The sequence below is a fragment of the Kitasatospora sp. NPDC059747 genome, assembly GCF_042732955.1.
GTDB lineage: Bacteria > Actinomycetota > Actinomycetes > Streptomycetales > Streptomycetaceae > Kitasatospora.
In genome coordinates this window covers 31938-44855 of sequence record NZ_JBHWGV010000008.1, presented here as the reverse complement: position 1 = coordinate 44855, position 12918 = coordinate 31938, and the positions used below count along the sequence as shown (strand labels likewise).

At 73.5% G+C, this 12918-nt stretch carries 5 protein-coding genes; 3 read left to right on the top strand and 2 right to left on the bottom strand.

Annotated features, from left to right (window positions below; translation table 11 throughout):
- Position 1 precedes the first annotated feature (1 nt).
- The 3 genes from ACFV4G_RS05595 to ACFV4G_RS05585 are packed head-to-tail and all read left to right on the top strand — an operon-like array spanning position 2 to position 12023.
- Positions 2–10219, top strand: a complete 10218-nt coding sequence (locus ACFV4G_RS05595) for an amino acid adenylation domain-containing protein (RefSeq protein ID WP_380436783.1) — start codon at positions 2–4, stop codon at positions 10217–10219.
- Positions 10220–10245: 26 nt separating this feature from the next.
- The gene (locus ACFV4G_RS05590; protein WP_380436781.1) at positions 10246–11232 is read left to right on the top strand and encodes an ATP-binding cassette domain-containing protein; all 987 of its coding nucleotides are present in this window, start codon (positions 10246–10248) and stop codon (positions 11230–11232) included.
- Positions 11229–12023, top strand: coding sequence for an ABC transporter permease (locus ACFV4G_RS05585; protein WP_380436779.1), 795 nt, complete (start codon positions 11229–11231; stop codon positions 12021–12023). Before ACFV4G_RS05590 ends, ACFV4G_RS05585 begins: the two co-directional genes overlap by 4 nt.
- Before the next feature lie 46 nt (positions 12024–12069).
- Here the strand turns inward: ACFV4G_RS05585 and ACFV4G_RS05580 are convergent, their stop codons facing one another.
- Together ACFV4G_RS05580 and ACFV4G_RS05575 are read right to left on the bottom strand one after the other, a co-directional pair.
- Positions 12070–12270, bottom strand: a complete 201-nt coding sequence (locus ACFV4G_RS05580) for a hypothetical protein (protein WP_380436777.1) — start codon at positions 12268–12270, stop codon at positions 12070–12072.
- Positions 12271–12409: 139 nt separating this feature from the next.
- Complete coding sequence (locus ACFV4G_RS05575; RefSeq protein WP_380436775.1) at positions 12410–12877, bottom strand: NUDIX domain-containing protein; 468 nt, start codon at positions 12875–12877, stop codon at positions 12410–12412.
- Positions 12878–12918: the final 41 nt, after the last annotated feature.

Genomic DNA, 12918 nt, shown 5'->3' with positions numbered 1-12918 from the left:
CATGACCAAGGCAGCGACCACGGCAGCGACCACGGCGGCGCCGATGGCGGCGACGACCAAGGCCAAGCCACGCATCGAGAGCATCCTGCCGCTCTCTCCGCTCCAGCAGGGCCTGCTGTTCCACGCCCGCTACGACACCCAGGGCCCGGACGTCTACACGATGCAGCTCGCGCTGGACATCGAGGGCGAGCTGGACACCGACGCGCTGCGCGGCGCCTGCGCCGCCCTGCTGCGCCGGCACGCCGGCCTGCGGGCCGCGTTCCGGTACCGCAAGAACGGCGAGCCGGTCCAGCTGATCCCGTTCGAGGTCGCCCCGGACTTCACCGTCGTCGACCTCACCGGCCGACCATCCGGCGCGTGGGCGCACGCCGCCGAGGCCGTCGCGGCCGAGGACCGCGCCCGCCGCTTCGACCTCGCCCGCCCGCCGCTGATCCGCTTCACCCTGGTCTCCCAGGGCGCGGACCGGCACCGGTTCCTCGTCACCGTGCACCACATCCTGGTCGACGGCTGGTCCCGGGCGACGGTCATCGGCGAACTCTTCGAGCTGTACGGGCTGCTGCGGCGCGGCTCCGACGAGCGCGCGCTGCCGCCCGTCGCTCCCTACCGCGACTACCTCACCTGGGTGGCCGCCCAGGACCGCGCCACCGCCGAGGCCGCCTGGCGGGAGGTACTCGGCGGGCTGGAGGAGCCGACGCTGCTCGCCGCCCCCGACCCGTCCCGCGCACCGGTCGTCCCGGTGGCCACCCGGGCGGAGCTGCCGACGGCGCAGACCGCCGCCCTGGTCCGCTGGGCCCGCGAGCGCGGCGTCACCGTCAACACCGTCGTGCAGGCGGCCTGGGCGATCGTCCTCGGGCGGCTCACCGGCCGCGACGACGTGGTCTTCGGCGGGACGGTCTCGGGCCGTCCGCCACAGGTCGCGGGCATCGAGTCGATGGTCGGCCTGTTCATCAACACCCTGCCGGTGCGCGTGGCCCTCGACCCGGCCGAGACCTTCGGCGCCCTGCTGGAGCGCCTCCAGGACCAGCAGGCCGGGCTCATGGACCACCAGTACCTCGGCCTCAGCGACGTGCTGCGCACCGCCGGGCACGGCGAACTTTTCGACACCCTGCTCGTGTTCGAGAACTACCCGGTGGACACCGAGGGCCTGCGCCGCTCGGCGGGCGGCCTCGGCGTCGTCGACGGCCGCAACCACGAGGGCACCCACTACCCGCTGAGCCTCACCGTCGGCCTCGGCGGCACGCTGGCGCTGGACCTCGCGCACCGGCCCGACCTGCTCTCGCAGGAGCGGGTCGACGGGCTCGCCGCCGCGCTGCTGCGCCTGCTCGGCGAGGCGGCTTCGGCGGCCGAACTTCCCGTCGGGCGGCTGCGGTTGTCGGACGGGACCCGGGTGCTCGACGCGTGGGCCGGTTCGGCGGAGGCGGTGCCGGTGCTGGAGCCGCTGCTCGGGCGCTTCGCCCGGCAGGTCGCGGCGACGCCGGACGCCACCGCCGTCATCAGCGGCGATGAGCGGCTCAGCTACGCGGAACTCGACTCCCGCTCCAGCCGGTTGGCCCGCCTGCTCGTCGAGCGCGGCGCCGGGGCGGAGGGCTACGTCGCCGTCGCCCTGCCGCGCACCGCGGACCTGCTCGTCGCGCTGCTCGCCATCCAGAAGTCCGGCGCCGGCTACGTCCCGCTCGACCCCCAGCACCCCGCCGAGCGCCTCGGCTACGTCCTGGAGGACGCCCGGCCCTCGCTCCTGCTCACCACCCGGGCCACGGCGGAGGGCCTGCCCGGCACGCCGACGCTGCTGCTCGACGATGCGGCAGTGCGGGAGCAGCTCACCGCCCAGTCCGCCGAACCGCTCCGGCTTCAGCACGATGGCCGCACCCCCGCCTACGTGATCTACACCTCGGGCTCCACCGGCCGGCCCAAGGGCGTCGTCATCCCCCGCGCCGCGCTCGACAACTTCCTCACCGACATGTCGGCACGGGTGCCGATGGACGGCACCGACCGCCTGATCGCCGTCACCACCGTCTCCTTCGACATCGCCGCCCTGGAGCTCTACCTCCCCCTCCTCAACGGCGCCGCCGTGGTGGTGGCGAGCAAGGACGAGGTCCTCGACCCCGAAGCCCTCGCCGCCCTCATCACCAAGACCGACGCCACCGTCCTCCAAGCCACCCCCTCCCTCTGGCAGAGCCTGACCGCCGACGTCCCGGATGCCCTGGCCGGCCTGCGCATGCTCGTCGGCGGCGAGGCCGTGCCCGGTGCCCTGGCCCAGGCCATGGCCGCCACCGGGCAGTCCGTCCTGAATGTCTACGGGCCCACCGAGACCACCATCTGGTCCACCACCGCCGTCCTGGACGGCACCACGGCCAGCCCCTCCATCGGCCGCCCGATGCTCAACACCCGCGCCTACATCCTCGACTCGGCCCTGCGCCCCGTCCCCGAAGGCACCCCCGGCGAGCTCTACCTCGCCGGCACCGGCCTCGCCCGCGGCTACCTCAGCCGCCCCGCCCTCACCGCCGAACGCTTCACCGCCGACCCCCACGGCACCCCCGGCACCCGCATGTACCGCACCGGCGACCTCGCCCGCTGGACCCCCGACGGCACCATCGACTACCTCGGCCGCACCGACTTCCAGGTCAAGGTCCGCGGCTTCCGAATCGAACTCGGCGAAATCGAATCCGTCCTCGTCAAACACGACAGCGTCACCCGCGCCGCCGTCGTCCTCCGCGAAGACCGCCCCGGCGTCAAACTGCTGGTCGGCTACGTCGTCCCCGCCGCCGGGGCTACCCCGGACCCGGCCGCCCTGCTGGCCCACATCGCCGCCGACCTGCCCGACTACATGGTCCCCGCCACGATCGTCCTGCTGGACGCCCTGCCCCTCAACACCAACGGCAAGCTCGACCGCAAGGCCCTCCCCGCCCCCGACTTCGCCGACCGCGCACCCGGCCGGGCACCCGCCACCGAACGCGAGAAACTCCTCGCCACCCTCTTCGCCGAAGTCCTCGGACTACCCGACGTCGGCGCCGACGACGACTTCTTCGCCCTCGGCGGCCACTCGCTCCTCGCCACCCGCCTGATCAGCCGGATCCGCGCCGAGCTCGACGTCGAACTGCCCGTCCGGGCCCTCTTCGAGGCGCCGACCGTGGCCGCCCTCGCCGAGCGGGTCGGCGGCGCCGACCGCGCCCGCCAGGCGCTCACCGCCCGCCCGCGGCCCGCCACCGTCCCGCTCTCCCCCGCCCAGCGGCGGCTCTGGTTCCTCGGCCGGTTCGAGGACGCCGGCGGCACCTACAACCTGCCGATGGCGATCCGCATCTCCGGCGAGCTGCACGTCCCGGCGCTGCGCGCGGCCCTCGCCGACGTCGTCGCCCGGCACGAGAGCCTGCGGACCGTCTTCCCGGACACCGACGGCGACCCCCGCCAGCACGTCCTCGCCCCCGCCGAGGCCGCGCCGGCCGTCCCGGTCGTCGGCGTCACCGAGGAGGAGCTGCCCCGGGCGCTCGCCGCCACCGCCGCCCGGGACTTCGACCTCACCCGCGAGATCCCGCTCCGCGCCCGCCTGTTCGCCCTCGACGGCACCGAGTACGTGCTGCTGCTCGTGATCCACCACATCGCGGCCGACGGCTGGTCGATGGCCCCGCTCGCGCGCGACCTCTCCACCGCCTACCGCGCCCGCCGCGGCGGCACCGCGCCGGACTGGCAGCCGCTGCCCGTCCAGTACGCCGACTACACGCTGTGGCACCAGGAGGTGCTCGGCGACGAGCACACCGCCGGCGGCGAACTCGCCCGCCAGATCGAGCACTGGCGCACCACCCTGGCCGGCCTCCCCGAGGAGCTGGCCCTGCCCACCGACCGCCCCCGCCCGCCCGAGATGACCCACCGCGGCGGCACCGTCGGGCTCACCGTGCCCGCGGACGTCCACCGCGCGCTCGCCGTCCTCGCCCAGGGCCACCGCGCGAGCGTCTTCATGGCCGCCCAGGCCGCGCTCGCCGCCCTGCTCACCCGCCTCGGCGCGGGCGAGGACGTCCCGCTCGGCACCCCGGTGGCCGGCCGCACCGACCAGGCGCTCGACGAGCTCGTCGGCTTCTTCGTCAACACCCTCGTGCTGCGCACCGACACCTCCGGCGACCCGACCTTCCGCGAGCTGCTCGACCGCGTCCGCGAGGTCTCGCTGGCCGCCTACGCCCACCAGGACGTCCCGTTCGAGCAGCTCGTCGAGGTGCTCAACCCGGGCCGCTCGCTGGCCCGCCACCCGCTGTTCCAGGTCATGCTCTCCTTCCAGAACACCGCCGAGGCGAGCCTCGACCTGGACGGGCTGCGCACCACGTCCCAGCCGGTCGGCCTGCGGATGTCCAACTTCGACCTGTCCCTCGTGCTCGCCGAGCGCTTCACCGCCGACGGCACGCCGGACGGCCTCGCGGGCGGCGTCGAGTACGCCACCGACCTGTTCGACCGGGAGACCGCCCAGGACCTCGCCGACCGCTTCGTGCGGCTGCTCGCCGCGCTGGTCGCCGACCCGGACCGGCCGCTCTCCGCCCTCGACCTGCTCACCGCGGACGAGCGCCGGCGCGTCCTCGTCGAGTGGAACGACACCGCGAGCGACCACCCCACCGGCACCGTCCCCGGCCTCTTCGAGGCGGCCGCCGCCCGCACCCCCGACGCCACCGCCCTGGTCTTCCGGGACACCGCGCTCACCTTCGCCGAACTCGACGCCTGGGCCAACCGGCTGGCCCGCCGGCTCGTCGCCGACGGCGTCCGGCCCGAGCAGGTCGTCGCCGTGCGGCTGCCGCGCTGCGCCGAGCACGTCGTCGCGCTGCTCGCGGTCATGAAGGCGGGCGCCGTCTACCTGCCGGTCGACCGCGACTACCCGGCCGACCGCATCGCCTACATGACCGACGACGCCCGCCCGGTCGCCGAACTCGCCGACCCCGCCGAGGTGCTGGCCGTCCGGGACGACGCCCGGTGGTCCGCCGCCCCGCTCACCGCCGCCGAGCGCTCCGGCGCCCCGCGCCCCGACAACGCCGCGTACGTCATCTACACCTCCGGCTCCACCGGCCGCCCCAAGGGCGTCACCGTGCAGCACCGCAGCGTCGTCAACCTCTACCACGACCACTTCGAGCGCCTCTACGCCCGCGAGATCGCCTCGACCGGCGGGCGCCGGCTCAAGGCCGCGCTGGCCGCGTCGTTCTCCTTCGACGCCGCGATCGACCCGCTGCTGTGGCTGCTGCGCGGCCACGAACTGCACCTGATCGACGACGAGGCCCGGCACGACCCCGCCGCGCTCGCCGCCTACGCGCGCCGGGTCGGCGGCATCGACCACTTCGACACCACCCCCGGCCACTACCAGCAGCTCCACGAACTCGGCCTCACCACCGACGGATCCGCCCGCCCGCTGGTCGTCGCCCTCGGCGGCGAGGCGCTCGGCGAGGCGCTGCGCGCCGAACTCGCCGGGATCGACGGCGTGGTGACCTACAACCTGTACGGGCCCACCGAGACCACCGTCGACGCCGTCGGCCAGCGGATCACCGACGCCGGCCGGGTGCTGATCGGCCGCCCGCTCGACAACTACCGGGCGTACGTCCTGGACGCGGCCCTGCGCCCGGTCGCCCCCGGCGTGCCCGGCGAGCTGTACCTGGCCGGGGCCGGACTCGCGCGCGGCTACCTCGGCCGCCCCGGCCTCACCGCCGAACGCTTCACCGCCGACCCGTACGGCCCGGCCGGCTCCCGCATGTACCGCACCGGCGACCTCGCCCGCTGGACCCGCGACGGCCGCCTCGACTGCCTCGGCCGGGCCGACGACCAGGTCAAGGTGCGCGGCTTCCGGATCGAGCTCGGCGAGGTCACCGCCGCCATCGAGGCCCACCCCGACGTCGCCGTCGCGGCCGTCGTCGTCCGCGAGGACCGCCCCGGCATCCGCGAGCTGGTCGGCTACGCCGTCCCCGCCGCCGGGCGCGCCGTGCCCGCCGCCGAGGAGCTGCGCCGCGTGCTCGGCGAGCGGCTGCCCGACTACATGGTCCCGGCCGCGATCGTCCCGCTCGACCGCCTCCCGCGCACCGTCAACGGCAAGCTCGACCGCGCCGCCCTGCCCGCCCCCGGCCCGCGCGCCGCCGGCACCGGCCGGGCGCCGCGCACCGCGCAGGAGAAGGCGCTGTGCGCGATCTACGCCGAGGTCCTCGGGCTGGAGAGCGTCTCGATCGACGACGGCTTCTTCGACCTCGGCGGCCACTCGCTGCTCGCCGTGCGGGTCGCCGGCCGGGTCCGCGCCCGGCTCGGCGCCGAACTCCCCGTCCGCGCCCTGTTCGAGGCACCGACCCCGGCCGCCCTCGCCGAACGCCTCGGCGACGCCGCGAGCACCCGCCCGGCGCTGACCGCCCGGGTGCGGCCCGAGCCCGTGCCGCTGTCCGCCGCCCAGCGGCGGCTCTGGTTCCTCGACCGCTTCGAGGGCCCCGGCGCGACCTACAACCTGCCGATCGCCGTCCGCCTCACCGGGCCGGTCGTCCCGTCGGCTCTTGAGGCGGCCCTCGCCGACGTCACTGCGCGGCACGAGAGCCTGCGGACCGTCTTCCCCGACGCCGACGGGCGGCCGCAGCAGCTGATCCTGCCCGCCGACGCGGCCCGGCCGGAGCTGCTCCGCGCGCCGTACAGCGCCGAGGCGGTCGCGGCGGAGGCCGGGCGCGGCTTCGACCTGGCGCGCGAACTGCCTCTGCGGGCCGGACTGTTCATCGTCTCGGACGAGGAACACGTGCTGCTGGTGGTCGTGCACCACATCGCGGCGGACGGCTGGTCGATGGCGCCGCTGGCCCGCGACCTGTCGGTGGCGTACGCGGCCCGACTGGGCGGCACCGCACCGGAGTTCACGCCGCTGCCGGTCCAGTACGCCGACTACACACTGTGGCAGGCCGAGGTCCTCGGCGACGAGCACGACCCGGCCGGCGAGCTCAACCGGCAGGTCGACTACTGGCGCACGGCACTCGCCGGACTGCCCGAGGAACTCCCGCTGCCCACCGACCGGCCCCGCCCGGCCCGGACGAGCTACCGCGGGGACACCGTCACGTTCACGGTCCCTTCCTCGGTTCATGGTCACCTCGCGGCGCTGGCCAAGGAGACGGGCACCAGCCTCTTCATGGTCGTCCAGGCCGCACTCGCCACGCTGCTGCACCGCCTCGGCGGCGGCGACGACATCCCGCTCGGCAGCGTCATCGCCGGACGGACGGACGAGTCGCTCGACGACCTCGTCGGCTTCTTCGTCAACACGCTCGTCCTGCGCAACGACCTCTCGGGGCGGCCGAGCTTCCGCGAACTGCTGCGCCGCGTACGGGAGACGGACCTCGCGGCGTACGCCAACCAGGACGTGCCGTTCGAGCGCCTCGTCGAGATCCTCAACCCCGAGCGCTCGATGGCCCGGCACCCGCTGTTCCAGGTCATGCTCGCGTTCCAGAACACCGGCGCGGCGACGCTCGACCTCGCGGGGGTGCGGGCGGCGCCGCACGAGGCGACGTTCGACGCGGCCAAGTTCGACCTGACCTTCCAGCTCGCGGAGTCGGCGGAGGGGCTGGCGGGGAGTGTCGAGTACGCCGTCGACCTCTTCGACCGGGCGACGGCGGAGGCGTTGGGCGCGCGGCTCGTCGCGGTACTGGAGGCCGTCGCGACGGACCCGTCGGTCCGGGTCGGTGACATCGACGTCCTGACCGAGGACGAGCGCGGGCTCGTCCTCGGCGAATGGGCGGGCATCGATCGGGAATTGGCCCCGGCCACCTTCCACGGGCTCTTCGAGGCCGCTGTCGACGCCACGCCCTCGGCGCCCGCGATCGCGAGTGGCGAGCTCGTCCTCACGTACGCCGAGGTGGAGGAGCGAGCCAACCGGCTCGCCCACTGGCTGCACGGCCAGGGCGTCGGGGCGGAGAGCATCGTCGCGCTACTGCTGCCGCGATCCGTCGACATCGTCATCGCCCAGCTCGGCGTGCTGAAGGCCGGGGCGGCGTACCTGCCGATCGACCCCGACTACCCGAGCGACCGCATCAGCTACATGCTCGATGACGCGAAGCCGGCACTCGTCCTACGCGAACTCCCCTCCGTCTCGAAGGAATCGGCAGAGCGTCCCGGTGTCCCAGTCGACCAGGCCAACCCGGCGTACCTGATCTACACCTCCGGCTCCACCGGCCGCCCCAAGGGCGTCGTCGTCACCCACACCGGCATCGCCGCCTTCGCCACCGCCGAACTCCAGCGCTTCGACGTCACCCCCGACAGCCGCGTCCTCCAGTTCGCCTCACCGAGCTTCGACGCCTCCGTGTTGGAACTCGTCATGACCTTCGCCGCCGGCGCCACCCTCATCGTCCCGCCCGCCGGTCCCCTCGCCGGAGACGTCCTCGCCGACGTCCTGACGAGCGAGCGCGTCACGCATTCCTTGATCCCCCCGGCAGCCCTCGCCAGCGTCCCCGCTGGGGACTTCCCCCACTTCCGCAGCCTCATCGTCGGCGGCGACGCCACCTCCGCCGAACTCGTCGACCGCTGGGCCCCCGGCCGCCGCATGACCAACGCCTACGGCCCCACCGAATCCACCGTCGCCGCCACCATCTCCACACCGCTCGCTCCAGGCACGGGTGTGCCCACGATCGGCACCCCCATCCCGAACACGCGCACGCTGATCCTCGACGAACACCTCCGGCCCGTTCCCCCGGGTGTCACGGGTGAGCTCTACCTCGCCGGCCACGGCCTCGCCCGCGGCTACCTGGGCCGCCCCGCCCTCACCGCCGAACGCTTCACCGCCAACCCGTACGGCCCCGCTGGCACCCGCATGTACCGCACCGGCGACCTCGCCCGCTGGACCCCCGACGGACACCTCGACTACCTCGGCCGCACCGACGACCAAGTCAAAATCCGCGGCTTCCGCATCGAACTCGGCGAAATCGAAACCGTGTTGACCCGCCAAGCAGCCGTCGCCCGAAGCACGGTCGTCGTCCGCGAAGACCAGCCCGGCCTCAAGCGCCTCGTCGCCTACATCGTCCCGACCACCCCCGGCACCCTCGACACCGAAGCCCTCCGCGCCCACCTCGCCGCCGCCCTGCCCGACTACATGGTCCCGTCCGCCTTCGTCACCCTCGACGCCCTCCCACTGAGCGTCAACGGCAAGCTCGACCGCAAGCAACTCCCGGCCCCCGCAACCGAGTCGGCGACCACTGCGCGCGGCCCGCGCTCGGCGCAGGAGGAGGTGCTGTGCGGCCTGTTCGCCGAGGTCCTGAAAGTGGACCGGGTGGGCATCGACGACAGCTTCTTCGAGCTGGGCGGCGACAGCATCACCTCCATCCAGCTGGTCAGCCGGATCCGGTCCGTCCTCGGCGTGAAGCTCGGCAACCGGGGCATCTTCGAGACGCCGACCGTCGCCCGCCTCGCCGAGAAGCTCGGCACCGGCCAGGACGGCGACGGCTTCGAGGTGCTGCTGCCGCTGCGCACCGGCGGCGACCGCCACCCGCTGTTCTGCGTGCACGGCGCCGGCGGCCTCAGCTGGCCGTACTCGTCGCTCCTCAGGCACATCTCCGCCGAGTACCCGGTCTACGGCCTCCAGGCCCGCGGCCTGGACGGCAGGGACGCCCGCATCGCGACCAGCGTCGAGGAGATGGCCGCGGACTACGTCGAGCAGATCCGCGCGGTGCAGCCCGAGGGGCCGTACCACCTGGTCGGCTGGTCCTTCGGCGGGCTGGTCGCGCACGAGGTGGCCACCCTGCTCGTCGAGCAGGGCGCCGAGGTCGCGCTGCTCGCCAACCTCGACCAGACCCCGTTCGACGAGTCCTGGACGACCGACGAGGGCTACACCAAGCCCACCGAACGGGACGTCCTGGAGACGCTGCTCGACTTCGTCGGCTACGACCTCGACGAGATCCGCTCCCGCCCCCTGGACCACCAGCGGGCGATGGAGCTGATCCGCGGCCGGGACAGCGCGCTCGGCAGCCTCTCGGAGCAGCACATCACCGCCTTCGTGAAGGTCGGCGTCAACAACCACGCGCTGAGCGACGGCTACCGGCCGCGCCGCTTCGACGGCGAGCTGCTGCTGTTCGTCTCGACGGTCGGCACCGACGACCCCGAGGCGCGGATCGCGGCCTCCGCGGCGGCCTGGCGGCCGCACGTGGCCGGCCGCATCACCACCCACCCGGTGCACGCGCACCACGGCCACCTGCTCCAGCCGGAGCCGGCGGCCGAGATCGGCCGCGTCCTGCTCGCCCGGCTGACCTCCGTCAACTGACCACCTCACACAGCAAAGGAGCCGTCATGGAAACGGCGATCTCGGCGGAGGGCCTCCGCAAGCGTTACGGCGACCACCAGGCGCTCGACGGCATCGACCTGGAGGTGCCGGCCGGCACCATCCTCGGCGTGCTCGGCCCCAACGGCGCCGGCAAGACCACCACCGTGCGCATCCTCACCACCCTGCTCGCGCCGGACGAGGGGCGGGCCACCATCGCCGGCTTCGACCTGCACACCCAGGCCAAGCAGATCCGCGCGAACGTCGGCCTCACCGGCCAGTACGCGGCCGTCGACGAGCGGCTCACCGGCCGCGAGAACCTCCAGCTGATCGGCCGCCTGCTGCGCCTCGGCCGGCGCGGCGCCAAGGCCAGGGCCGACGAGCTGCTGGAGAAGTTCGACCTGACGGCCGCGGCCGGGCGCCCGGCGAAGACGTACTCGGGCGGCATGCGCCGGCGCCTCGACCTGGCCGCGAGCCTGGTCGCCGCGCCGCCGGTGCTGTTCCTGGACGAGCCGACCACCGGGCTCGACCTGACCAGCCGGCTCGCGCTCTGGGACATGATCAACGAACAGGTCCGCAACGGCGTGACCGTCCTCCTCACCACCCAGTACCTGGAGGAGGCCGACCAGCTCGCCGACTCGATCGTGGTCATCGACAAGGGCGTCGTGATCGCCGACGGCACCCCGGACGAGCTCAAGCGCAAGGTCGGCGGCGAGCGCCTGGAGGTGTCGCTGGCCACGGCCGCGGACCTCGCCGACGCCACCCGGGTCCTGGCCGGGCTCGCCTCCGGCGAACCGAGCGTGGACGAGGACGCCCGGACGGTGTCCGTGCCGATGAGCGGCGGGGTGACCACCATCGCCGCCGCCGCCCAGGGCTTGCAGCAACTCGGCATCGAGCCGCAGGACTTCGCCGTCCGCCGGTCCTCGCTGGACGACGTCTTCCTCGCCCTCACCGGCAAGCAGGGCGCGGAGCCCGCTGCCGCCCCCGCCCAGTCCAAGGAGTTGCAGACAGCATGACCGAGGTGTTCAGCGACACGTTCGCGCTCGCGGGCCGCCAGATGCGGCACATCCGGCGGATGCCGGAGCAGCTCCTGGGCATCACCGTCATGCCGGTGGCGTTCGTCCTGGTCTTCGGGTACCTGTTCGGCAGCGCGATGCAGGTGCCGGGGCAGGGGGGCTACAAGGAATACATCATGGCGGGCATCTTCGCCCAGGTGATGCTGGCCAACCTGACCACCACGGCGGTCGGGGTGGTCGAGGACCTCAACAACGGTCTGGTGGACCGCTTCCGCGCCCTCCCCATCTCGCGCTCGTCGGTCCTCCTCGGCCGCACCGTCGCGGACCTCGTGCTCGTCTCGTGGACCTCCGCGATCATGGCGCTGGTCGGCTACCTCATCGGCTGGCGGGCGCACAACGGCATCCTGCAGACACTGGCCGGCTTCGGGCTGCTGCTGCTGATGGGCTTCGTGATGTCGTGGGTGGGCGCGCTGGTCGGCCTCTCGCTGCGCAGCCCGGAGGCGGTGAGCGCGCTGGCGGGCGTCGTGATGATGCCGCTGGCGTTCCTGTCGAACGCGTTCGTCCCGCCGCAGGGCCTGCCCGGCTGGATGCGGGTCGTCGTGGAGTGGAACCCGGTCAGCGCGGTGGTGTCGGCCGCCCGCGACCTCTTCGGCAACGACCGCGGCGCGTCGGACGGCGCCTTCCCGTCCGACCACCCGATCCTCGCCGCCACGATCGTGATGGGCGTACTCCTGGCCATCGTCATCCCGCTCGCAGGCCGCGCCTACCAACGCGCCGCCGCCAAGCGCTGAGCCGTACGGCCGCGCCCCCGCTCGGCCCCGGCCGAGCGGGGGCGTTTCAGCCGAAGGGCAGTACGGCAGTGCTGCCGCCGGCGAGGACGCGCGCGTACTCGTCCCGGTCCTCGAAGGGCCGGTAGTTGACGACGGGATCACCGGCCCGGACGAGAGCGGTGGCACACCCAAGGCACCAGGCCTGCGGAGGCTGCTCGTCGAGGTCTTCGATCGCGGCGGGAGCGGAGCACTGCGCACAGTTCACCATCGGGTCCTCCGGATGACATGGGGCCCAGATCAAGCAATACGAGATGCAGCCCCACCGGCCGTCATTGGTCTGGCAGATGGCCACTGATCGGCAGATCGCGGCCACGGTCCAGCAGAGTACTGCTCACCGACATGGCAGATCAGCGCACAACTGGAATGACCCCGGACCGCCAGTCGGACACCCGCTTGCGGACACTGGGCACCATCGGCAGCCCGTCCGTGTCGGCGGGGCTGAACCACGCCACTTCGTGGGACTCTTCCGAGATTCGGAGTTCGCCACCGACCGGGCGCCCGAGGAGACAGATGCTGAACTCCTGCCGGACCTCGCCGTCGTCGTAGGCGAGGACGCGCCCGGGGTTGGTGTAGGTGCCGACGATCCCGGTGATCTCGATGTGGATGCCGGTTTCCTCGAAAGTCTCGCGGATGCCGCACTCCCCGAGAGACTCGCCGATTTCCATCATGCCGCCGGGAAGACCCCACATCCCGTTGTCGGTGCGGCGCTGGAGGAGGATGCGGCCCGCCTCGTCGACCACGACCACCGATGCGGCCGGCACCAGGCTGTTGGCCTTGGGAGCGTTCGGATCGTTCTCGTAGTCACGCCTGGGCATGCTCCACCTCCGGGATCGTCCACACGTCGCCTGCGGCGCAT

Excerpts from the sequence above, each read along its gene's own strand:
- ACFV4G_RS05595 (WP_380436783.1), top strand. The coding sequence starts at position 2 with ATGACCAAGGCAGCGACCACGGCAGCGACCACGGCGGCGCCGATGGCG.
- ACFV4G_RS05585 (WP_380436779.1), top strand. The coding sequence starts at position 11,229 with ATGACCGAGGTGTTCAGCGACACGTTCGCGCTCGCGGGCCGCCAGATG.
- ACFV4G_RS05590 (WP_380436781.1), top strand. The coding sequence starts at position 10,246 with ATGGAAACGGCGATCTCGGCGGAGGGCCTCCGCAAGCGTTACGGCGAC.
- ACFV4G_RS05575 (WP_380436775.1), bottom strand. The coding sequence starts at position 12,877 with ATGCCCAGGCGTGACTACGAGAACGATCCGAACGCTCCCAAGGCCAAC.
- ACFV4G_RS05580 (WP_380436777.1), bottom strand. The coding sequence starts at position 12,270 with ATGGTGAACTGTGCGCAGTGCTCCGCTCCCGCCGCGATCGAAGACCTC.